Annotated in this window: 16 protein-coding genes; 8 read left to right on the forward strand and 8 right to left on the reverse strand. The window is 62.2% G+C overall.

Going from position 1 to position 21,782, the window contains the following annotated elements:
• Positions 1-27 precede the first annotated feature (27 nt).
• The 5 genes from gltB (at position 28) to VXL81_RS03375 (ending at position 9,435) form a co-directional block, all read left to right on the forward strand.
• On the forward strand, positions 28-4,560 hold the full coding sequence (gene gltB, locus VXL81_RS03355; protein WP_416541437.1) for a glutamate synthase large subunit: 4,533 nt from the start codon (positions 28-30) through the stop codon (positions 4,558-4,560).
• A gap of 154 nt (positions 4,561-4,714) precedes the next feature.
• Positions 4,715-5,485 carry a monofunctional biosynthetic peptidoglycan transglycosylase gene (gene mtgA, locus VXL81_RS03360; protein ID WP_416552916.1) on the forward strand — a complete coding sequence of 257 codons (771 nt, stop codon included), beginning with the start codon at positions 4,715-4,717 and terminating at the stop codon, positions 5,483-5,485.
• 66 nt (positions 5,486-5,551) lie between these two features.
• Positions 5,552-6,217: a glutathione S-transferase family protein gene (locus tag VXL81_RS03365; protein ID WP_340547030.1), complete on the forward strand. Its 666-nt coding sequence runs from the start codon at positions 5,552-5,554 to the stop codon at positions 6,215-6,217.
• An 80-nt stretch (positions 6,218-6,297) separates the two neighbouring features.
• The gene (gene queG / locus VXL81_RS03370) at positions 6,298-7,350 is read left to right on the forward strand and encodes a tRNA epoxyqueuosine(34) reductase QueG (RefSeq protein WP_416552918.1); all 1,053 of its coding nucleotides are present in this window, start codon (positions 6,298-6,300) and stop codon (positions 7,348-7,350) included.
• Positions 7,351-7,428: 78 nt separating this feature from the next.
• Positions 7,429-9,435 (forward strand): hydantoinase/oxoprolinase N-terminal domain-containing protein, encoded by a 2,007-nt coding sequence (locus tag VXL81_RS03375; RefSeq protein ID WP_416552920.1) that lies wholly within the window; start codon positions 7,429-7,431, stop codon positions 9,433-9,435.
• A gap of 87 nt (positions 9,436-9,522) precedes the next feature.
• Here VXL81_RS03375 and msrA read toward each other — a convergent pair whose 3' ends face one another.
• The 7 genes from msrA to VXL81_RS03410 all read right to left on the reverse strand — a co-directional run bounded on the left by msrA (position 9,523) and on the right by VXL81_RS03410 (position 16,564).
• On the reverse strand, positions 9,523-10,044 hold the full coding sequence (gene msrA, locus VXL81_RS03380; RefSeq protein WP_416534398.1) for a peptide-methionine (S)-S-oxide reductase MsrA: 522 nt from the start codon (positions 10,042-10,044) through the stop codon (positions 9,523-9,525).
• Positions 10,041-10,490 (reverse strand): peptide-methionine (R)-S-oxide reductase MsrB, encoded by a 450-nt coding sequence (gene msrB, locus VXL81_RS03385; protein ID WP_340547249.1) that lies wholly within the window; start codon positions 10,488-10,490, stop codon positions 10,041-10,043. Before msrB ends, msrA begins: the two co-directional genes overlap by 4 nt.
• A gap of 116 nt (positions 10,491-10,606) precedes the next feature.
• Positions 10,607-11,485: a DMT family transporter gene (locus tag VXL81_RS03390; RefSeq protein WP_416534399.1), complete on the reverse strand. Its 879-nt coding sequence runs from the start codon at positions 11,483-11,485 to the stop codon at positions 10,607-10,609.
• A gap of 198 nt (positions 11,486-11,683) precedes the next feature.
• Positions 11,684-11,971 (reverse strand): HU family DNA-binding protein, encoded by a 288-nt coding sequence (locus VXL81_RS03395; RefSeq protein ID WP_014876311.1) that lies wholly within the window; start codon positions 11,969-11,971, stop codon positions 11,684-11,686.
• A 141-nt stretch (positions 11,972-12,112) separates the two neighbouring features.
• Positions 12,113-13,594 carry an AMP nucleosidase gene (locus VXL81_RS03400; protein WP_340547024.1) on the reverse strand — a complete coding sequence of 494 codons (1,482 nt, stop codon included), beginning with the start codon at positions 13,592-13,594 and terminating at the stop codon, positions 12,113-12,115.
• A 96-nt stretch (positions 13,595-13,690) separates the two neighbouring features.
• Positions 13,691-15,511 (reverse strand): adenine deaminase, encoded by a 1,821-nt coding sequence (gene ade / locus VXL81_RS03405; protein ID WP_416552922.1) that lies wholly within the window; start codon positions 15,509-15,511, stop codon positions 13,691-13,693.
• Between the two features lie 108 nt (positions 15,512-15,619).
• Entirely contained in the window at positions 15,620-16,564 is a 945-nt protein-coding gene (locus VXL81_RS03410) for a GlxA family transcriptional regulator (RefSeq protein ID WP_416552924.1), read from the reverse strand.
• Between the two features lie 89 nt (positions 16,565-16,653).
• On the opposite strand from VXL81_RS03410, the gene VXL81_RS03415 reads away from it, so the two are divergent.
• The 3 genes from VXL81_RS03415 (at position 16,654) to VXL81_RS03425 (ending at position 20,941) form a co-directional block, all read left to right on the forward strand.
• Positions 16,654-17,817: an acyl-CoA dehydrogenase family protein gene (locus tag VXL81_RS03415; protein WP_416552926.1), complete on the forward strand. Its 1,164-nt coding sequence runs from the start codon at positions 16,654-16,656 to the stop codon at positions 17,815-17,817.
• A gap of 285 nt (positions 17,818-18,102) precedes the next feature.
• On the forward strand, positions 18,103-20,163 hold the full coding sequence (locus tag VXL81_RS03420) for an acetate--CoA ligase family protein (RefSeq protein WP_416552928.1): 2,061 nt from the start codon (positions 18,103-18,105) through the stop codon (positions 20,161-20,163).
• Entirely contained in the window at positions 20,156-20,941 is a 786-nt protein-coding gene (locus VXL81_RS03425; protein WP_416552930.1) for a carnitinyl-CoA dehydratase, read from the forward strand. Before VXL81_RS03420 ends, VXL81_RS03425 begins: the two co-directional genes overlap by 8 nt.
• 187 nt (positions 20,942-21,128) lie before the next feature.
• On the opposite strand, the gene VXL81_RS03430 is transcribed toward VXL81_RS03425, so the two are convergent.
• Positions 21,129-21,764, reverse strand: coding sequence for a class I SAM-dependent DNA methyltransferase (locus tag VXL81_RS03430; protein ID WP_416534405.1), 636 nt, complete (start codon positions 21,762-21,764; stop codon positions 21,129-21,131).
• Positions 21,765-21,782: the final 18 nt, after the last annotated feature.

The following is a 21,782-nucleotide window of genomic DNA, read 5'->3' on the forward strand; positions in this document are numbered from 1 at the left end:
GGCCGCCCACCGGAACGGGAGCATGACATGACAAAATATGATGCAGAATGGGTTCGCGCCGAAGAGGCAAAGCGTCAATGGATGGCCGAGAACGGTCTTTATGCCGAGGAGGAAGAGCATTCCTCCTGCGGTGTTGGCCTTGTTGTCTCGGTCAACGGCAAGCGCAGCCGCAAGGTGGTTGAGGCCGGCATCAACGCGCTGAAAGCGATCTGGCACCGAGGTGCAGTTGATGCGGACGGCATGACCGGCGATGGCGCCGGTATCCACGTTCAGATCCCGGCACCGTTCTTCTATGATCAGGTGCGCCGCACCGGCCACGAGCCGCGCGAAGATCAACTGATGGCGGTAGGCCAGGTCTTCCTGCCACGCACGGACTTTGGCGCTCAGGAACGCTGCCGGACCATCGTGGAAAGCGAAGTTCTGCGGATGGGCTACTACATCTACGGCTGGCGCCATGTGCCGGTGGATGTCACCTGCCTCGGCGAGAAGGCCAACGCCACCCGCCCTGAGATTGAGCAGATCCTGATCTCCAACTCAAAGGGTGTGGACGAGGAAACATTCGAGCGCGAGCTCTATGTTATTCGCCGCCGCATCGAAAAAGCCGCTGCCGCTGCGCAGGTCGGCCAGCTCTATATCGCGTCGCTGTCCTGCCGCTCGATCATCTACAAGGGCATGATGCTGGCCGAGCAGGTTGCCGTGTTCTACCCCGACCTGATGGACGAACGGTTTGAAAGCGCCTTTGCAATCTATCATCAGCGCTATTCCACCAACACGTTCCCGCAGTGGTGGCTGGCCCAGCCCTTCCGCATGCTCGCCCATAACGGCGAGATCAACACGCTGAAAGGCAACATGAACTGGATGAAGAGCCACGAGATCCGTATGGCCTCTTCGACCTTTGGTGACTATGCCGAGGATATCAAACCCATCGTCGCCAGCGGGTCCTCCGACTCCGCGGCACTGGACTCGGTGTTTGAAGTTCTGGTCCGCGCCGGTCGTTCGGCGCCGATGGCAAAGACCATGCTGGTTCCCGAAAGCTGGTCCAAGCAGGCGGTGGAACTGCCGCAGGCCTGGCGGGATATGTATTCCTATTGCAACTCCGTGATGGAGCCTTGGGATGGCCCGGCCGCGCTGGCGATGACCGATGGCCGCTGGGTTTGCGCCGGTCTGGACCGCAACGGCCTGCGCCCGATGCGCTACGTGGTCACCGGCGATGGTCTGGTGATCGCAGGCTCCGAGGCGGGCATGGTTCCGATTGACGAGGCCACCGTGGTTGAAAAGGGTGCGCTTGGTCCGGGTCAGATGCTGGCTGTCGATATGAAGAAGGGCAAGCTGTTCCACGACACCGCGATCAAGAACAAACTGGCCTCCGCGCTGCCGTTTGGCGATTGGGTGAAGAAGATCAACGATCTGGACAGCACCCTGGCCACCGTTACCGAAAAGCCGTTGTTCAGCGGGGACGCACTGCGCCGCCGCCAGATTGCCGCTGGCTATACCATTGAGGAACTGGAACAGATTCTTGCGCCGATGGCCGAGGACGGCAAGGAAACTCTGGCCTCAATGGGGGATGATACGCCGTCGGCAGTGCTGTCGAAAATGTACCGCCCGCTGAGCCATTTCTTCCGCCAGAACTTCTCTCAGGTGACCAACCCGCCGATCGACAGCCTGCGCGAATACCGTGTGATGTCGTTGAAGACCCGGTTTGGTAACCTCAAGAACGTGCTTGATGAAGACAGCTCCCAGACCGAGATCATCGTGCTGGAAAGCCCCTTTATCGGCAATTCCCAATGGGATGAGCTGGTCAAGAACCTGAACGCGCCGCTGGCTGAAATCGACTGTAGCTTTGCCCCCGGCCAGGGGTCTCTCAATGCGGCGCTGGCCCGTGTCCGCGCCGAAGCGGAGGAGGCTGTCAGCTCCGGGGCCGGTCACATTGTCCTGACCGATCAGCATTCGGGCGAGGGCCGCGTGGCGATGCCGATGATCCTGGCGACCTCCGCCGTGCATTCGCATCTGACCCGCAAGGGCCTGCGGACCTTCTGTTCGCTGAATGTGCGCTCTGCCGAATGTATCGACCCGCATTACTTTGCGGTGCTGATCGGCTGTGGTGCCACTGTTGTAAACGCCTATCTGGCCGAGGATTCGCTGGCTGACCGTATTGAGCGGGGCCTGCTGGATGGCAGTCTGACCGAGAATGTCGCCCGTTACCGTGAAGCCATCGACCAGGGTCTTTTGAAGATCATGGCGAAAATGGGGATCTCGGTGATCTCCTCCTATCGTGGTGGTCTCAACTTCGAGGCGGTGGGCCTCAGCCGTGCGATGTGTGCGGAATATTTCCCCGGCATGGTTTCCCGGATTTCTGGCATCGGTGTCACCGGCATTCAGACCAAGCTGGAAGAAATCCACGCCAAGGCATGGTCGGGCGGTCAGGATGTCCTGCCCATCGGTGGCTTCTACAAGGCGCGCAAATCCGGCGAAACCCACGCCTGGGAAGCGACCTCGATGCATATGATGCAGATGGCCTGCAACCGGGCCTCGTTTGAGCTGTGGAAGCAATATTCGGCAAAGATGCAGTCGAACCCGCCGATTCACCTGCGCGATCTGCTGGACATCAAGCCTCTGGGCAAGCCGGTGCCGATTGAAGAGGTCGAGAGCATCACCTCGATCCGCAAGCGCTTTGTCACGCCGGGGATGAGCTTGGGCGCGCTGTCGCCTGAGGCGCATAAGACTCTGAACGTCGCAATGAACCGCATCGGTGCCAAGTCCGACTCCGGCGAGGGCGGCGAAGATCCCGCACATTTCGTGCCGGAGCCGAACGGTGATAACCCGTCTGCGAAGATCAAGCAGGTGGCGTCGGGCCGCTTTGGTGTGACCGCTGAATATCTGAACCAGTGCGAAGAGCTGGAAATCAAGGTGGCCCAGGGCGCCAAGCCCGGCGAGGGCGGCCAGCTGCCGGGGATGAAGGTCACCGACCTGATTGCCCGCCTGCGCCACTCGACCAAAGGCGTGACCCTGATTTCGCCGCCGCCGCACCACGATATCTACTCGATCGAGGATCTGGCGCAGCTGATCTACGACCTGAAGCAGATCAACCCGCGCTGCAAGGTGACGGTGAAACTGGTGGCGTCCTCGGGCGTTGGCACCATCGCGGCCGGCGTGGCCAAGGCAAAGGCAGACATCATCCTGATCTCCGGCCATAACGGTGGCACCGGGGCCTCGCCTGCGACCTCGATCAAATATGCTGGTCTCCCGTGGGAGATGGGCCTGACCGAGGCGCATCAGGTGCTGAGCATGAACAACCTGCGTGACCGGGTGACGCTGCGCACCGATGGCGGTCTGCGCACCGGCCGCGACATCGTCATGGCGGCCATGCTGGGCGCCGAGGAATATGGTATCGGCACCGCTGCGCTGATCGCCATGGGCTGCATCATGGTGCGCCAGTGCCAGTCCAACACCTGCCCGGTGGGCGTGTGTACTCAGGATGAGGCCCTGCGCGGCAAGTTCACCGGCAATGCCGACAAGGTGGTAAACCTCATCACCTTCTATGCGCAGGAAGTACGGGAAATTCTGGCTTCCATTGGCGCGCGGTCGCTGGAGGATGTCATTGGCCGTGCCGATCTTCTGGCGCAGGTGTCGCGTGGCTCTGCCCATCTGGACGACCTCGACCTGAACCCGCTTCTGATCACGGTCGATGGCTCTGCCAATATCGTCTACAACCGCGATAAGGAGCGCAACCCGGTGCCGGATACGCTGGATGCGGAGATCGTACGCGATGCCGCCCGCTTCCTGCAGGATGGCGAGAAGATGCAGCTGTCCTATGCGGTGCAGAACACCCACCGGACCGTGGGCACCCGCACCTCCAGCCATATCGTCCGCAACTTCGGTATGCGCAACACGCTGCAGTCAGACCACCTGACGGTGAAGCTGCAAGGCTCCGCCGGGCAGTCGCTCGGTGCCTTTGCGGCCCCCGGTCTGAAGCTTGAGGTCTCCGGGGATGCCAATGACTATGTGGGCAAGGGTCTCTCCGGCGGAACCATCGTGGTGCGCCCGCCGATGGCATCGCCGCTGAACGCCAGCGAAAACACCATCGTCGGCAATACCGTTCTCTATGGTGCGACGGCTGGCTATCTCTTCGCAGCCGGGCGTGCCGGCGAGCGGTTCGCGGTTCGTAACTCAGGGGCGAGCGTGGTTGTCGAGGGCTGCGGTGCCTGTGGCTGTGAATACATGACCGGCGGGATCGCGGTGATCCTGGGCAAGATCGGCGCCAACTTCGGCGCGGGTATGACCGGTGGTATGGCCTACATCTACGATCCCGAAGGCAAGGCAGAAACCCTGATGAACATGGAGTCACTGGTGACCTGTCCGGTGACCGTGGCCCATTGGGAAGATCAGCTGAAAGGTCTGATCGAGCGCCATCTGGAGGAAACCGGCAGCCGCAAGGCCGCTGAGATCCTGCAGCATTGGGAAAATGAGAAGGGCAATTTCCTGCAAATCTGCCCGAAGGAAATGCTGAACAAACTGCCCCAGCCTTTGGCGATCGAGGCAGCAGCCGTTCCGGCGGAATAGGCCCCGCCACTTCCTCTGCATGTGCCTTGGATGGGCTCCGGTCGCTGCTGCGGTCGGGGCCTTTTCACCTCCGGGCGCCTGCGCTGGGCAATCTCTTGCGGGCCAAGGGATTTCGCGGTTGGAGCAGGCCCGTTCTGTGCCGTATAGAGACCCTATGGCGAAGGCAGGAAAATCAACCGGGGCATCCAAGGTTCCCCCCAAGGGCAAAGCCCGCAGCAAGGCAGCAGCCAAGGGTACACCCCGCGCAAAGCTGTCACCGCGTCGTCTCCTGCGTCGCTGGCTGGGACGGGCTGCGCTGGTCTTTGTTGCGCTGACCCTGCTGCCGATCCTGCTGTTTTCCGTGATCAACCCGCCGATCACCCATACCATCTGGTCTGAATATCGCCGTCTTGGTGATATTGACCGCGAATGGGTTCCCATCGAACATATCGCTCCGGCCTTGGGGCGTTCGGTTGTCGCCGCCGAAGATGCCCGGTTCTGCCAGCATTGGGGCCTTGATGCGGAGGCCATCCGTGCGGCAATCGCCGAAGGCGGCCAGCGTGGAGGGTCGACCATCTCTCAGCAGGTGGTGAAGAATGTCTTTCTGTGGCAGGGGCGCAGCTGGTTCCGCAAGGCGCTGGAAACACTGATGACGCCGATGGTTGAGGCGGTCTGGAGCAAACGGCGCATTCTGGAAGTCTACCTGAATGTCGCTGAAATGGGCGAAGGTGTGTTTGGCGCCGAGGCGGCCGCGCGGTATTATTTCGGTGTCGGTCCGGATGAGCTGAGCCGCAGGCAGGCTGCCCTTCTGGCCACCGTTTTGCCCAACCCCAAAGAGCGTTCGGCAGCAAAACCCACCGCGTTCATGCGCAAGCGGGCGGCGCAGATCATGGATGGGGCGGCCACCATTCGCGCAGATGGCAGGGCGGCCTGTTTCGAGGATTGAAACTTCTGGCGCTTTTGGGCATTGCTGTCTGATCCCAGCCACCCGCAACAGGAGATCCGCTGTCCCATGGCCCGCCTCTATCATGTGCCCCTCTCCCCCTTCTGCCGTAAAGTGCGCCTGTCCCTGGCCGAAAAGCGGATCGAGGTCGAGCTGGTCGAGGAACGCTACTGGGAGCAGGAGGCCGATTTCCTGCGCCGCAATCCGGCGGCGAAGGTTCCGGTGATCCGCCTGGATGGCAAGCTGATGGCCGAAAGTGCCGCGATCTGCGAATACCTTGAGGAAACCCGCCCGGAACCTTCGTTGATGCCCAGCGATCCCGATGGTCGCTACGAGGTGCGCCGTCTGGTCAGCTGGTTCGATGATAAATTTCACCATGAGGTCACCTCAAAGCTGCTCTATGAGCGGGTGAACAAGAAGGTGACCGGGCAGGGCTACCCCGACAGTGGCAACGTCAAGGCGGGTGCGCGGGCGATCAAATATCACCTCGACTATCTGGCCTGGCTGCTGGACCATCGCCGCTGGCTGGCTGGCGATCAAATGACCCTCGCAGATTTCGCCGCCGCCGCGCATCTGTCGTCGTTGGACTATATCTCCGATGTTGATTGGAACCGGTCCGCCGTGGTGAAGGACTGGTACGCAAAGATCAAGTCACGCCCGGCGTTCCGGTCGATCCTTGCCGATCAGATCCCCGGTTTCAGCCCACCGGCCCATTACGCCGATCTGGATTTCTGATAGACACGGGCAGAAGGGGGCTGTCTGCCCCCTCTTGAGTCCCTTGGACTCAATTCACCCCCGAGGATATTTCTAGCCAGATGATAGCGACACACGGCATCAAGGACAGGTTGGTGAAACAGGCCCTTGCCGAGGGGTTTGTGGCCTGTCGGATCTGTCGTCCCTGGGATGTGCCGCAGGTGCCCGCTCGGCTTCAGGCGTTTCTTGAAGCGGGATATCACGGTCAGATGGGCTGGATGGAGGAACGCAGCCACTGGCGCGGCGATCCAGCCCAGCTCTGGCCTGAGGCGCGCTCTGTGATCATGCTGGCTGAAAGCTACACGCCAGAGGTGGATCCGATGGCCGTTGTGGGGCAGGCAGAGCGCGGCGCGATTTCCGTCTATGCGCGCAACAAGGATTATCATGATCTTGTGAAGAAGCGCCTGAAACGGCTGGCACGCTGGCTGATCGCGGAAGCCGCGCGGGCGGATGAGCCTGCCGAGGTCAAGGTATTTGTCGACACCGCGCCGGTTCCGGAGAAGCCGCTGGGCCAGGCGGCGGGCCTTGGGTGGCAGGGCAAACACACCAATCTGGTCAGCCGAGACTGGGGCAACTGGGCCTTCATAGGCTCTGTTTTCACAACATTGGACCTGCCTGCCGACGCGGCAGAGCGCGACCATTGCGGATCGTGCCGGTCCTGTCTGGTGGCCTGCCCAACAGATGCGTTCCCCGCCCCGTATCAGCTGGATGCGCGGCGTTGCATTTCTTACCTCACCATCGAGCACAAGGGTCCGGTCGATGAGGAGCTGCGCGCCAAGCTGGGCAACCGGATCTACGGCTGTGATGATTGCCTGGCGGCCTGCCCCTGGAACAAATTTGCAGTCGCCGCCAGCGATATGCGCTATGCGGCGCGACCCGAGCTCGAGGCTCCGCAGCTGGCGGAGCTAGCTCGGCTGGACGATGCCGGGTTCCGGGCTTTGTTTTCCGGATCCCCCATCAAGCGGATCGGGCGAGATCGCTTTGTGCGCAATGTGCTTTATGCCGTCGGTAACTCCGGCCTGTCGGCCCTGCGGCCCGTGGCCGAGGCTCTGGTCGCGGATCCTGACCCGACTGTGGCGGATGCGGCCCGCTGGGCAGTTCAGCGACTGAGGTGACGCAAACAGGATGGATCGTCGCGGCAGCTTCGCTAAACCGATGACCAGGATCAAGATTAAGGCGAACGGAGGACGGGCATGGCGCTTTTGCTTGGGGTGGACACGGGCGGAACCTATACCGACGCGGTATTGATCCGGGATGATCGCGATGTGCTGGCAAAGGCCAAGGCGCTGACGACGCGGCAGGATCTGGCCATCGGAGTTGGGGAAGCCGTCGCTGCCGTACTTGCGCAGGCACAGGTAGCGCCGTCAGAGATCGCGCTTGCAGCTTTGTCCACGACGCTTGCGACCAATGCGCTGGTCGAAGGGCAGGGGGGCCGCGTTGCGCTGATCTATATCGGGTTCGGCGAGGCGGATCTGGATCGTCACGGCCTGCGCGAGGCGTTGAAGGGCGACCCGGCGCTGGTGCTGGAGGGGGGGCACAGCCATTCCGGTAGCGAGGCGGCGCCCTTGGACCGGGAGACACTGCGCGCGTTTCTCCAGCGCGAGGCCGTATCGGTCAGCGGTTTTGCCATTGCCGGCCAGTTTGCGACGCGCAATCCAGCGCACGAGTTGGAAGTTGCCCGGATCATCGCAGAAGAAACCGGCGTTCCGGTGACCTGTTCGCACCAGCTGTCGGCGCGGCTCAATGGGCCGAAGCGGGCGTTGACGGCTGTGCTGAACGCGCGGCTCATCGGAATGATCGACCGGTTGATCGGGCGCGCCGAATCCCGCCTGAGCGAGCTCGGCGTGACTGCTCAGATGATGGTTGTGCGGGGTGATGGCGCCTTGATGTCGTCACAGCAGGCCCGTGCCCGTCCAATTGAAACCATCCTGAGCGGCCCGGCTGCATCGCTGGTCGGTGCCCGCTGGCTGACCGGCGTCGAGACTGCGCTTGTCAGTGATATCGGCGGAACCACCACCGATGTCGCATTGATCGAGAACGGCAAGCCCAAGATTGATCCGGCCGGCGCCGAGGTTGGCGGCTATCGCACCATGGTTGAGGCCGTGGCCATGCGCACCAGCGGCCTGGGCGGTGACAGTCAGGTACATCCGATCGCTGCCGGTATGAGTGGCGGTGTGACCCTTGGCCCGCGTCGCGTGCTGCCGATTTCCCTGATCGCCAATATGTCCCCTGAGGTGGTTCATGCAACGCTCGACAGTCAGCTGCGCGCAGTGACTGTCGGCGAATATGACGGGCAGTTTGTTCGCGCGATTCCGGGACAGACACCAGTGGGGTTGAGCGACCGGGAGGCCCGGGTTCTGGACGGGATCGGGACGCAGACACATCCGCTAGGCGCCGTGCTGCACACCCGGATTGAGCAGGGCGCGCTGATGCGGCTGGTGGATCGCGGCCTGGTGCAGATCGCCGGGGTCACCCCGTCCGATGCCAGCCATGTCCTTGGACGGCTTAGCAGCTGGGATGGCGATGCAGCGCAGAAGGCGCTGACGCTTTTTGCCCGCCGCCGCGTGGGGTCGGGGGACCGGCTGGCACCGGATGCTGTGACATTGGCACGGATGATCGTAGATCAGATGACGGAACAGACGTCGCTCACCTTGTTAGAGACTGCTATTGCCGAAGATGCTCCGGCCTTTGGAACCTCGCCGGATCAGCTTGCCCGCCATGTTCTGATGCAGCGCGGGCTATCCCGACATCAGGGGCTGGTCGCTCTCAGCGCTGGCCTCAATGTCGATGTCGTCGGGCTTGGAGCCTCGGCGCCCAGCTACTATCCGGCGGTCGGGACCCGGCTTCATTGCCGTATGATCCTGCCGGAACACGCAGGCGTGGCAAATGCCATTGGCGCGGTGGTGGGCCGTATCACCATGCGGCGCAGCGGCACGGTTACCGCACCTGAGGAAGGCCGGTTTCGCGTCCATCTGGAGAATGGCCCGGAGGATTTCACCGGTTCGCAGGAGGCTCTTGAGCGGTTGGAAGCCGAGCTGCGGGCCGAAGCCCGTGCCGCCGCAGAGGCCGCAGGCGCGCAGGATATTTCCATCCAGGTGGACAGGGATATCCGCATCGCCGAAGTCGAGGCGCGGGAGGTTTTTGTCGAGGCCTTTCTGACGGTGGAGGCGAGCGGTCGTCCGCGCATTGCCCACGGCTGACCGGCAGAACATGCGCAAGGCAGCAAAAGGCCCCGCCGATTGGCGGGGCCTTTTATCTGGAATGCCGGATATCGCATGGTCAGCCGATTATTCGGCGGCGGTCTCGTTCCTGCGGGGCAGAACCCAATCCGGGCGCGCAAAGTGGCAGGTGTAGCCGTTTGGCTGCCGTTCCAGGTAATCCTGATGCTCCGGTTCGGCCTCCCAGAAATCGCCAACGGGTTCGACCTCGGTCATCACCTTGCCGGGCCAGAGACCTGACGCATCGACATCCGCAATGGTGTCTTCGGCAATTTCTTTCTGGCGGTCGTCAACATAGTAGATCGCAGAGCGGTAGCTCATGCCCAGATCATTGCCCTGCTGATTGACCGTGGTTGGATCATGGATCTGAAAGAAGAACTCTAGCAGCGTGCGATAGCTGGTCTGGCTCGGGTCAAAAATCACCTCGATCGCCTCGGCATGGGTGCCGTGGTTCTTATAGGTCGCATTGGGCACATCGCCGCCGGAATATCCAACCCGGGTGCTGATGATACCGGGGCGCTTGCGGATCAGGTCCTGCATGCCCCAGAAACACCCACCGGCCAGGACGGCGCGTTCTGTTGTGCTGCTCATCTAATATCCTCCACTTGATCGATATAGTCGCCGTAGCCTTCTGCCTGCATATCGTCCAGATGGACGAACCGAAGGGAGGCCGAATTGATGCAATAGCGCAGACCGCCGCGATCTGCCGGGCCGTCCGGGAACACATGGCCCAGATGGCTGTCTCCATGGGTCGAGCGGACTTCGGTGCGGATCATCCCCAGGCTCCGGTCTTCCAGCTCCTGAACATGGGCGGTTTCGATGGGTTTGGTAAAGCTGGGCCAGCCGCAGCCGGACTCATATTTGTCTGACGAGGCAAACAATGGCTCACCGGAGACGATATCCACATAGATACCCGGCTCCTTGTTGCCCAGCAGCTTGCCGGTGCCGGGGCGTTCGGTGCCGGATTGCTGGGTGACGTAATATTCTTCTTCCGAGAGGGCCGCAATGGCGTCCGGGTCTTTGGAATAACTGCGCATCATGTCCTCCGATCTTGGCTGTTCAGCTGTAAATGGTGTCCTTCGGGGCAAAAGCAAAGCTGTATTTCATCCGCTCGCGTTTGTGTGTGACGAAAGAGGCAGGGCACGTGTCACCCTCAGGGGCGCTGCTGCGCCGATTGCCGCGCCAGCTGGACCGCCAGAATGCCAAAGGTGACGATACCGACGCCGATCAGGTCCAGCAGCCCCAACTTTTCGCCCAGCAGCAGACTGGCAACAGCCACACCGAAGACTGGGTTGAGAAAATGGAAGGTGGCGGCCCGCACGGCACCGATCCTGTTCAGCAGCAGAACCCAGATGAAGGTCGCCGTCAGCCCCGGCACCAGGGTGGTGTAGAGAAAGGCCAGCGCCAGCGGCCAGCTGGGGTTGAGCCGGAAGGTTTCCACCATCGGTGCAACTGCGAACAGCACGGCAGAGCCGACCAGCATCTGCAACCCCACCACCATCATGAAGTTGCCACCCGAGGTTGCCCCCCGCAGCGCCAGGGTGGCCAGCGTCAGGGCCAGAACACCGATCCCGCAGAGCGTGACGCCAAAGAGGTCGACACCCGCGCTGATGCGGGTTCCCATGATCAGGGCAACCCCCACCACCCCGGCCAGCAGCCCGGCAACACCCAGCCGGGGCAGCCGCTCACCATAGGCCAGCCAGAGCGCGATGGCGACCAGCATCGGCATGGTCGATGCGATGATCGCGGCCAGCGAGGCTTCGATGGTTTCCATGGCGACGAAGTTGAGGCCCAGATAGAGCGCATTCTGGCAGATGCCAAAGACGATGGTGGCGCGCAGCTGGCCGCGTGTCAGACGCCAGCTCTGGCCCATGTAGCGGGCAACAGCGACACCGATCAGGCCGGAAATAAGAAAGCGGAAGGCAAGCGAGTATAGCGGCGAAGCATCGGCGACGATGATCCGAGCCGAAGTAAAGGCAGACGACCACATGAAGGCAAAGGCCAGCCCCATCGCCAAAGCGCGCAGATCCATCGACATATCCCCCTGCCGGTCCGGTGCCGCAGCCCGTTCGGGTGTGGTCGCGATATGTTTAGCAAGGCAAGCATTCGCTGGGAACCTAATTCGGCTGGCCGGTTGGGGATCTTGATTTTTCTGGAGCTGCGATGTTCAGGCACAAAAAAAGGGCCGCCCGAAAGGCGACCCGAAACACGGTCAACCGTGCCTTGGCCCTTAGCCGTTCACGCTGTCTTTCAGCGCTTTGGCGATGGTCATCTTGACCACTTTATCGGCCTCTTTGGTGAATTTCTCACCGGTGGCCGGGTTGCGCACTTCGCGCTCGGGGCGCTCGCGGCAGTAGATCTTGCCAACGCCGGGCAGAGTCACGGCACCACCGCCGGAAACTTCGCGGGTAATCAGCGCGCAAACGGCGTCAAGCGCAGCGCCTGCCGCTTTTTTGTCGCTGTCCATCTCTTCAGCCAGTGCGGCAACAAGCTGGGTCTTGGTCATCGGTTTGGACATTCTTAGGTCTCCTTGTCACTGCCCGAGTTATGGGGCCTCATCGCGTAACTCTAGCGTTATGTTGTGGCCGAACACAACGAGTAGTGTTGTCAAAAACCCCATAAAATAGGGGTTTTCGAAGAATTAGCGGGAAAATCACCCTCAGAGAAAGGCTGTTTCGTCAAAGGAACGCAGTTTTCGGCTGTGCAAACGTTCCAATGGCATGCCACGCAACTGCTCCATCGCCTTTATCCCGATCTGCAAATGGCGGGCAACCTGGGTGTGATAAAACTCAGATGCCATCCCCGGTAGCTTCAGTTCGCCATGCAGCGGCTTGTCCGACACACAGAGCAGCGTTCCATAGGGCACCCGGAAACGATAGCCATTGGCGGCGATGGTGGCGCTTTCCATATCCAGCGCGATGGCACGGGATTGCGACAGTCTCTGCACGGGGCCGGATTGATCGCGCAGTTCCCAATTGCGGTTGTCGATGGTGGCAACGGTGCCGGTCCGCATGATCCGCTTCAGGTCGTAGCCTTCCAGCTCCGTCACCTCGGCCACCGCATCCTCAAGCGCGACCTGGATTTCCGCCAGTGCCGGAATCGGGGTCCAGATCGGTAGATCGTCGTCCAGAACGTGATCCTCGCGCAGATAGCCGTGCCCCAGCACAAAATCGCCCAGCGTCTGAGTGTTGCGCAGCCCGGCACAGTGACCGACCATCAGCCAGGCGTGCGGGCGCAATACCGCGATATGGTCGGTGGCGGTCTTGGCGTTCGACGGGCCGACGCCGATATTGACCAGCGTGATGCCCGAGCCGTCCTGCCGTTTCAGGTGATAGGTCGGCATCTGCGGCAGCTTCGCAATCGGCGGGATCTCCGCGTCCGCGCTGGTGATTTCATGATCGCCGGTGCTGACAAAGCTGCTGTAGCCAGAGGCCGGATCCGCCAGCTGCGCACGGGCGTAGGCTTCGAATTCGGCGACATAGAACTGGTAGTTGGTGAACAGCACGTGATTTTGAAAATGCTGCGGGTCGGTTGCCGTGTAATGCGACAGCCGGGCCAGCGAATAATCAATGCGCTGCGCGGTAAAGAGCGACAGCGGACCAATATTGTCCGGCGACTGATAGGTGCCGTTTACAATGTCGTCATTGGTGGTCGCCAGGTCCGGCACGTCGAAGACATCGCGCAGCGTGAAACCGGCAGCGCCTTCCTGTGGGACCGTCAGGCTGGGATCGGCCGCCACGGCAAAATGCACCGGGATTGGCGTATCTGAGACAGCGATGGTCACCGGCTGTCCGTGGTTGCGGATCAGCAGGCCGATTTGCTGGGTCAGGTAATGCCGGAACAGATCCGGGCGGGTCACCGTGGTTGCATAGGTGCCGGGGGCCGACACATGCCCATAGCTCAGTCGGCTGTCGACCTGTGCAAAAGACGACGTGGTAAAGCGGATCTCAGGGTAGAATGCGCGGATACGCGGGGTGGTCCCGGTGCTGCCGACGGAGGGACCATCGGTCAGGATGCGCGAAAACTCGGCGCATAGAAACTGTGTCGCCTCACGGTACAGCTGCTCCAACCGGGCAACGGCCGCCGCGGCATCTGTAAACTCTTCTGCTGCCGGAAGCTGCGGGATCTTAACTGTTGTCATGATTATGCTCGATCACTGAAAAACGGGGGCACTCTGCCATCGGATGACGGGGTGGCTCTGGAATGGACACGGGGGCCGGCCGACACGCGCCGGGGGTTAGGACGGCCCGGCGCTTGCGATGACCGGTATCTTCTCGAAGCTGCGCACATCCACCAGCCCCAGATCGGAAATTCGCAGTTCGGGGATCACCACCAGCGCCAGCAGGGAATGCTGCATATAGGCGTTGTTGAGCTTGCAGCCGCAGGTCTCCATCGCCTCGACCATCTTCTGCGCCTTGGCGGCAACCTCCGTCGCGGGGCTGTCGGACATCAGCCCGGCGATGGGCAGCTCAACCAGAGCCAGCTCCTGTCCTTCGCGGAAGATGGTGATGCCGCCGCCCACCTCGGCCAGACGATTGGCCGCCAGCGCCATCTGCGCGCGGTCAGTGCCGACCACGATCATATGGTGGCTGTCATGCGCCACGGTGGAGGCCATCGCCATCTTGCCGCTGTAGCCAAAGCCGGAGACAAAGGCGTTGGTGACGCCACCCGTCGCCCGGTGGCGTTCCACCAATGCAATCTGGCAGATGTCGCCCGCCTCGGCCAATGTGGCCTCGACCAGCCCGTCCTGCACCGGCAGCTCTGCCTGTAGCGCTTTGGTCGGGGCCTGGTTCTCAACCACACCGATGACATTGGCGGTGATCACATTTGCGCCCTCAGGCGCGGCGATCTCAAAATCCTGAGCACCCAGCTGATGGCCCAGATGCACCGTGTCACGCGCGGTTTCGGGCCAGTCCAGATGCGGGCAATCCACGGTGATCTCGCCATCCTTGGCTACGATCTCGCCACGGGCAATCACCAGCTCGATCGGCAGGGTCTTCAGATCGGAGGTCAGGATCACATCCGCGCGCCGACCCGGGGTGATAGAGCCGATGTCACGCTCCAGCCCGAAATGCGTCGCGGTGTTGATCGTGGCCATCTGCAAGGCAATCAAAGGGTCACATCCGCAATCAATCGCGTGGCGCACCACCCGGTTCATATGGCCGTCATTGACCAGCGTGCCGGAGTGGCAATCGTCGGTGCAGAGAATGAAATTGCGCGGATCCAGTCCCTTTTCGGTGATCGCGGTGATCTGCGCCTCAACGTCATACCAGGCCGAGCCGAGCCGCACCATCGCGCGCATCCCCTGTCGCATCCGGGCAATCGCGTCCGCCTCGCAGGTGCCTTCGTGATCATCCGCCGGACCGCCGGCCACATAGGCTGCGAAATCCGGCCCCAGATCGGGCGAGGCATAATGCCCGCCAACGGTCTTGCCCGCGCGCTGGGTTGCGGCGATCTCTGCCAGCATCTTGGGATCGCCCGCTGCCACACCGGGAAAATTCATCATCTCGCCCAGCCCGATGATGCCCGGCCAGCTCATCGCCTCGGCCACATCCTCGGGCGAAATCTCATATCCGGTGGTTTCCAGCCCAGGCGCTGAGGGCGCGCAACTCGGCATCTGGGTAAAGATATTGACCGGCTGCATCAGCGCCTCGTCATGCATCAGGCGCACGCCCTCCAGACCCAGCACATTGGCGATCTCATGCGGGTCGGTGAACATCGAGGTGGTGCCATGTGGTATCACCGCGCGGGCGAATTCTGCGGGGGTCAGCATCCCGCTTTCGATATGCATATGCGCATCACAGAGGCCGGGGATCATATAGCGCCCGTTGGCCTCGATCACCTCGGTGTCGGGGCCGGTGCAATAGCTGGCATCGGGGCCGACATAGGCGATGCGCCCGGCCACGATGGCGATGTCATGATCGGGCAGTTGTTCGCGGGTGTGAACATTGACCCAGACCCCCTGGCGGATCACCGTGTCCGCAGGGCGGCGACCTGCCGCAACTTCAATCAATTGGGGGGCTACATCGGGCCAGCTTGGGAATGCGATATCTGTCATGGCCCAATTGTTCTGATAACCCGCGCAAGCGCAAGACCCCTTGCGCGCTAGCGCAAACAATAGCTGCTTTTTGCAAATCAAGAAAACCACCAGCCTGCGTTGCGGCTGCTATCTCCGGGTGCGGCGCAGGTCTCTTGGCGTTGTGGCAAAGACGCTGCGAAAGGCGCGGGTCAACGCGCTGGGGTTCTCATAGCCGCAGCGCAGGGCGATCTCCGAGATGCTGAAATCCGTCTCTAACACAAGCCGTCTTGCCTGTTTCAATCGCAGATGCCGATATAGCGTCTGCGGCGTTGTGCCCAATTCACCCTGCGTGCGACGTGCCAGATCCCGCAGGCTCCGCCCAACCCGTCGCGCGACTTCGCCCAGCGGGAGCGGGGTTTCCAGATTGGCCTCCATCACCGCAATTGCACGCCCGACAGAGGCGCTGCGCACGGGTCTGGATGTCCCGGTCCCCCCTGGCTCGCCGCTCAGGAACAGGGTGGCAACATCCAGTCGCAGGGCCTGCCCGTGCTGTCGCGCGATCATGTCGAGGATCCCGTCAAAGGCCGCCATCGCGCCTGAGCATGTCAGCCGGTCCCGGTCCCACAGAAACCGGTGCATCTCGGCCTGAACGGTCGGAAACGCCTCGGCAAAGGCGTCGATCTCCGCGCTGTGGATGGTGGCGCGGTAGCCATCCAGAAGCCCGGCCTCAGCCAGCAGCCAGGCACCGGTATCGAATCCCGCCAATACGCCATAGCGCCGCTGCGCCGCCCGCAACCCGCGCGATGTGGCTTCGGTTGCATGGCGCAGATAGCGGTAGCTCGGCATGGCGATCAGCATATCGCCCTCAGCTTTTCTCAGCGGCGCCTGCGCGCTGACCTCCATCGCCGCCGATGACATCGCGGTATTGCCATCAAGCGTCACGAACCGCCAGGAGTACAGCGGGCGGCCTGCAAACGTATTGGCGGCCCGCAGCGGCTCCACCGTATTGGCAAGGCAATGGCCAGAGAACTGATCGAACAGCAATAGGTCGATCTGCTGCGTTGCAGCGTGTGGTTTCTTCCAGTTTGGCACGAAAATGTCCGATGCTGCACGATATCGACCGTATCCAGCCCTAGGCTCAGGTCAACGTCAACAGGGATCCCATCACGGGGGAGCAAGACATGCAATTTGGTCTGTCTGAAGAGCAGGCGATGATCGTGGAAACCACGCGCGCCTTTGTCACCAGGGAGCTCTATCCTCACGAGCTGGAGGTCGAACGCAGTGGCCATCTGCCGATGGAACGGGTCCGCGAAATCCAGGCCAAGGCGATAGAGGCCGGGCTATACGCCGCCAACATGCCCGAAGAGGTGGGGGGGGCTGGCCTCGATACGCTGACCTGGCTGCTCTATGAAAAGGAGCTGGGCCGCGCCAATTACGCCCTGCACTGGACCTGCGTCGCACGCCCCTCGAATATCCTTCTGGCCGGCACGCCGGAGCAGAAAGAGAGATACCTCTACCCCTGCATTCGCGGTGAAAAATGGGACTGTCTTGCGATGACCGAACCGGGGGCTGGCTCTGACCTGCGCGGTATGACCGCGACAGCGCGCCCGGACGGCGATGACTTCGTTCTGAACGGGACCAAGCATTTCATTAGCCACGCGGATATCGCGGATTTTGCCATCGTTTTCATGGCCACGGGAGAAGACGACACAGCGCGCGGCCCGAAAAAGCGGATCACCGCCTTTTTCGTCGACAAGGGCACGCCGGGGTTCACTGTCCGTGCCGGCTATCGCAACGTAAGCCACCGCGGCTATACCAATGCGGTGCTGGAGTTTGACGACTGTCGCCTGCCAAAAACCGCAGTGCTGGGCGAGGTCGACAAGGGTTTTGATCTTGCCAACACCTGGCTTGGCGCCACCCGTCTTCAGGTGGCTGCGACCTGTCTGGGCCGGGCTGAGCGCGCCTTTGATCACGCGGTGTCCTACGCCGCAGAGCGTCGCCAGTTCGGCCAGCAGATTGGCAAGTTTCAGGGCATTTCCTTCAAACTTGCGGATATGGCAACAGAGCTGAAGGCCGCCAACCTGCTGACCTGGGAAGCCGCTTGGAAATTCGACCAGGGCAGCGTGACCGAGGCCGACATGTCGATGGCTAAGCTGAAAGCAACAGAAATGCTGGCGGTGGTCGCGGATGAGGCGATCCAGATCCATGGCGGTATGGGGCTGATGGATGAACTGCCGCTGGAGCGCATCTGGCGGGATGCTCGGGTGGAGCGCATCTGGGAAGGCACCAGCGAAATCCAGCGTCACATTATCAGCCGGGAGCTGTTGCGTCCGCATGGTGGTTGAAAGCATGGCGGCGAACGGTCTCAGGCTCTACCCGGACGCGTCGGGCGGGCGGGTCAGATTTCGCCTTCGGCGAGGATATTTAAGGCCAGAAGATGCAGAAAGGATCAAGCCCCCGGAAGGGCGCTGCCGCAACCGGGGGCCATCTCCTGGCGCGGTCATCGGCGTCCCCGCCTGTACCGCCTGTCGAGGCTCGTCGATTCTGGTTAATGAAACCCTACCCATCTTCTGGCTCCAAATATCCTCGCCGAAGGCATCGGGGCCTCTGTTCAGGCGGGAGCCGTGGCAATGATACGTGACTTCAGCATTTTGTTTCGGCCCTCTTCCATCGCGGTGATCGGTGGCGGTGCCTGGTGTCGTCTGGTGATCGAACAATTGCAGAAGATCGGGTTTTCCGGTCAGATCTGGCCGGTGCATCCGAAGGCTGCGGAGGTCTGCGGCTTGACGGCGTTTGCATCGGTGGATGATCTGCCCGCCGCGCCCGATGCCAGCTTTATCGGCGTCAACAGACACGCCACCGTCGAAGCGGTAGCGGCGCTCTCTCGCCGGGGGGCTGGGGGGGCGGTCTGTTTTGCCTCCGGTTTTCGCGAGGCCCAGAGGGAGGCCGGTAATGGGGCCGACCTGCAGAACCATCTTTTGCAAGCGGCGGGAGAGATGCCCATCCTCGGCCCTAACTGCTATGGGTTCATCAACTATCTGGATCAGGTATTGCTATGGCCGGATCAGCACGGTGGCGTGCCGGTGGAGCGCGGCGTGGCAATCCTCACCCAGAGCTCCAATATCGCGATCAATCTGACCATGCAGGCGCGTGGGCTGCCGATTGCTTATGTGGTTACCGTTGGCAATCAGGCGCAAAGCGATATCGCACAGATCGCGCGCGGCCTGCTGGAGGATCCGCGCGTAACCGCCATTGGCCTGCATATCGAAGGTGTCCGCGACTTGCGTGCCTTTGAATTGCTGGCGCATCAGGCGGCCGCCTGTGGAAAACCGATTGTGGCGCTGAAGGTCGGACGCTCGGATCAGGCGCAGGCGGCGACGCTGTCCCATACGGCGTCGCTTGCCGGTCAGGAGGCCGGTGCCGATGCGCTGTTGCGGCGCTGTGGTGTGGCACGGGTGGATGATTTGCCGGTATTTCTGGAAACGCTGAAGGTTCTGCATGTGCTTGGCCCCCGCGCCGGATGCCGGGTTGCGACGATCAGCTGCTCCGGGGGTGAAGCGAGCCTTGCTGCCGATCTCGGGCAGGCGCAGTCTGTGGTCTTTCCGCCGTTGTCCGACGGCCAGCATCAGGCGCTGCGCGCAGCCCTGGGCCCGATGGTCGCGCTGGCCAATCCTCTGGACTACCATACCTATATCTGGCGGGACGTGCCTGCGATGACCCGGGCGTTCAGCGCCATGGTGCATCCTGATCTGGATATGGTGATGCTCATCGTGGATTTCCCACGAGCAGACCGGTGTTCGGCCGAAGACTGGGCCTGCACGGTTGAGGCCGCAATAGCAACGCGGGCGCAAACCGGTGCGCCAATGGCCATGGTCGCCAGTTTGCCGGAACTGATGCCCGAAGAGACCGCGCAGCGGCTTATGGCGGCGGACGTGGTGCCGCTCTGCGGCCTGCGAGAGGCCATGGGCGCGGCGGCGGCGGCCAGTCGTATCGCGGTGCCATCTGATTTTCCCCTGGCCCTTCCAGGTCCGGACTCAGGGGATGGCGACGCCAGTTTGATCCCCGAAGGCCTCGCGAAACAGCGTCTTGCGGCGGCCGGTCTGCGGGTTCCCCGAAGCCACAGGCTAAGCCGTGATGCGCTGGCAGAGAGCCTGCATGACATCGCGTCTGGGGTGGGGTTTCCGCTGGTGCTGAAGGGCGAAGGTTTCGCGCATAAGAGCGAGGCCGGGGCAGTGCGGTTGAACCTCCACTCGCCTGAGGCGGTCATGGAGGCGGCGCAGGAGATTGGCGCGGAACAATTGCTGCTGGAGGAGATGATCACCGGGACCGTGGCCGAGCTGCTGGTGGGGGTCATCAGGGATCCCGCCCATGGGTTCGTGCTGACGCTGGGTGCCGGGGGGGTGCTGAGCGAAGTGTTGCAGGACAGCCTGTCGATGTTGCTGCCGGTGCATGAGGACATGCTGGAAGAGGCGCTGGATCAGCTGCGCATTGCCCCGCTGCTTGGCGGGTATCGCGGCGGCCCTGCGGCGGATCGTGCCGCAATTCTGCGCGCGATCCGCGCGGTTGAAGGCTATGTGCTTGCCCATCTGGACAGGCTGGAAGAACTTGAAATCAATCCGCTGATCTGTACGACCAGCGATGCCATAGCAGCGGATGCACTGCTGCGAGAGAGGGAAACCACCGATGACTGACACCCCCATTCGGACCCGCCGCGATGGCGCCATTCTGGAGGTCACGCTGGACCGTCCAAAGGCCAACGCCATTGATCTGAAAACCAGCGTGGCCATGGGCGAGGTGTTTCGGGATTTTCGCGATGACCCCGACCTGCGCGTGGCAATTGTGACCGGGGGAGGCGAGAAATTCTTCTGCCCCGGCTGGGATCTGAAGGCCGCCGCCGACGGAGATGCGGTGGATGGCGACTATGGTGTCGGCGGCTTTGGGGGCCTGCAGGAGCTGCGCGATATGAACAAGCCGGTGATTGCGGCGGTGAATGGCATCGCCTGTGGCGGTGGTCTGGAATTGGCGCTGTCGGCGGATATGATTCTGGCCGCAGATCACGCGACATTTGCCCTGCCAGAGATCCGGTCGGGCACGGTGGCCGATGCCGCATCAATCAAACTGCCCAAGCGCATTCCCTATCACATTGCCATGGAACTCCTGCTGACCGGACGCTGGTTTGACGCCGAGGAGGCGCACCGCTGGGGGCTGGTGAACGAAATCCTGACTTCAGATCAGCTGATGGATCGGGCCTGGGAGCTGGCGCGGCTGCTCGCCTCCGGCCCGCCATTGGTCTATGCCGCGATCAAGGAGATTGTCCGCGACGCCGAGGATGCGAAGTTTCAGGATGCGATGAACCGGATCACCAAACGCCAGCTGCGCAGCGTTGATATTCTCTATGACAGCGAGGACCAGATGGAGGGCGCGCGCGCCTTTGCTGAGAAACGCGATCCGGTGTGGAAGGGCAGATAAGGCGCCGATGCGGCAGATGACCCCGCTGTTGTCCTGCGATTAACCTCAGCGCAGCCTAGACCCGGTGGGCGCTATTAAGTGTGGGCCCCGGCCCACAGCGAACGTCAGCATAGCTGTGTCGCATCGGATCCTGCATAGCCTCGGCGCTGCGCTTTGAGAGAGATGCGCTGAACAATGCAGGCTGCTCCTAGACCTTGGTAAACACCGCAATCAGCGCCTTGTCCGTGCTGTGGGCGCCGGTGGCTTTGGGACCGTAGATGGCCACCTCCGGCAGGGTCAGCCCACGGATCCAGCCGCCCTTCTCAAGACGTTCGAGAGCCGCAGCAAAGCCGCAGCGGGCGGAAAATCGGGCATTGATGGCAAGCGCAAACACCGACCTCGGTCGGGCAAGGCGCAGGATACCCGGCAGAACCTCTGGTCCGACATGGCCGTGGGTGAAGGTTCCAGAGGAGACGACACCGGCATATGTGCCGCGTGGCACCGGGACGCCGGTGGTCAGATCCGCTTCGATGATATCGCGGTAGACATCCTTGCGCAGTGCCTGTGCCAGCATTTCAGGGCTGATATCGGTCGCATCTATCGGAGCAATGCCCTGCCGCTCCAGCGCGACGCCGCAGAGCCCGGTTCCTGCGCCGACATCCAGAACAGGGCCGCGCCCGTCGGCGGCAGCGAACAGGCGGGCCACCTGATCCGGCAGGATGTAATCCGATCCTGCGGCAAAGCTGCTGTCGTAGCTCTCGGCCCAATCGGCATAGAGCTGCCGGGAGTGCTGCGGCGTCTCCAGCCCGTAGGCGGCGGCCAGCGTGATCTGTTTTTGCGCCATGGCCACAGGAAATGCGGT

Origin of the sequence: Phaeobacter sp. JH204B, from assembly GCF_048055755.1 — a bacterium.
Taxonomy (GTDB): domain Bacteria; phylum Pseudomonadota; class Alphaproteobacteria; order Rhodobacterales; family Rhodobacteraceae; genus Phaeobacter; species Phaeobacter bryozoorum.

Coding starts and splice junctions, on each gene's coding strand:
- gltB (WP_416541437.1), top strand. CDS start 28: ATGACAAAATATGATGCAGAATGGGTTCGCGCCGAAGAGGCAAAGCGT.
- mtgA (WP_416552916.1), top strand. CDS start 4,715: ATGGCGAAGGCAGGAAAATCAACCGGGGCATCCAAGGTTCCCCCCAAG.
- VXL81_RS03365 (WP_340547030.1), top strand. CDS start 5,552: ATGGCCCGCCTCTATCATGTGCCCCTCTCCCCCTTCTGCCGTAAAGTG.
- queG (WP_416552918.1), top strand. CDS start 6,298: ATGATAGCGACACACGGCATCAAGGACAGGTTGGTGAAACAGGCCCTT.
- VXL81_RS03375 (WP_416552920.1), top strand. CDS start 7,429: ATGGCGCTTTTGCTTGGGGTGGACACGGGCGGAACCTATACCGACGCG.
- msrA (WP_416534398.1), bottom strand. CDS start 10,044: ATGAGCAGCACAACAGAACGCGCCGTCCTGGCCGGTGGGTGTTTCTGG.
- msrB (WP_340547249.1), bottom strand. CDS start 10,490: ATGCGCAGTTATTCCAAAGACCCGGACGCCATTGCGGCCCTCTCGGAA.
- VXL81_RS03390 (WP_416534399.1), bottom strand. CDS start 11,485: ATGGATCTGCGCGCTTTGGCGATGGGGCTGGCCTTTGCCTTCATGTGG.
- VXL81_RS03395 (WP_014876311.1), bottom strand. CDS start 11,971: ATGTCCAAACCGATGACCAAGACCCAGCTTGTTGCCGCACTGGCTGAA.
- VXL81_RS03400 (WP_340547024.1), bottom strand. CDS start 13,594: ATGACAACAGTTAAGATCCCGCAGCTTCCGGCAGCAGAAGAGTTTACA.
- ade (WP_416552922.1), bottom strand. CDS start 15,511: ATGACAGATATCGCATTCCCAAGCTGGCCCGATGTAGCCCCCCAATTG.
- VXL81_RS03415 (WP_416552926.1), top strand. CDS start 16,654: ATGCAATTTGGTCTGTCTGAAGAGCAGGCGATGATCGTGGAAACCACG.
- VXL81_RS03420 (WP_416552928.1), top strand. CDS start 18,103: ATGATACGTGACTTCAGCATTTTGTTTCGGCCCTCTTCCATCGCGGTG.
- VXL81_RS03425 (WP_416552930.1), top strand. CDS start 20,156: ATGACTGACACCCCCATTCGGACCCGCCGCGATGGCGCCATTCTGGAG.
- VXL81_RS03430 (WP_416534405.1), bottom strand. CDS start 21,764: ATGGCGCAAAAACAGATCACGCTGGCCGCCGCCTACGGGCTGGAGACG.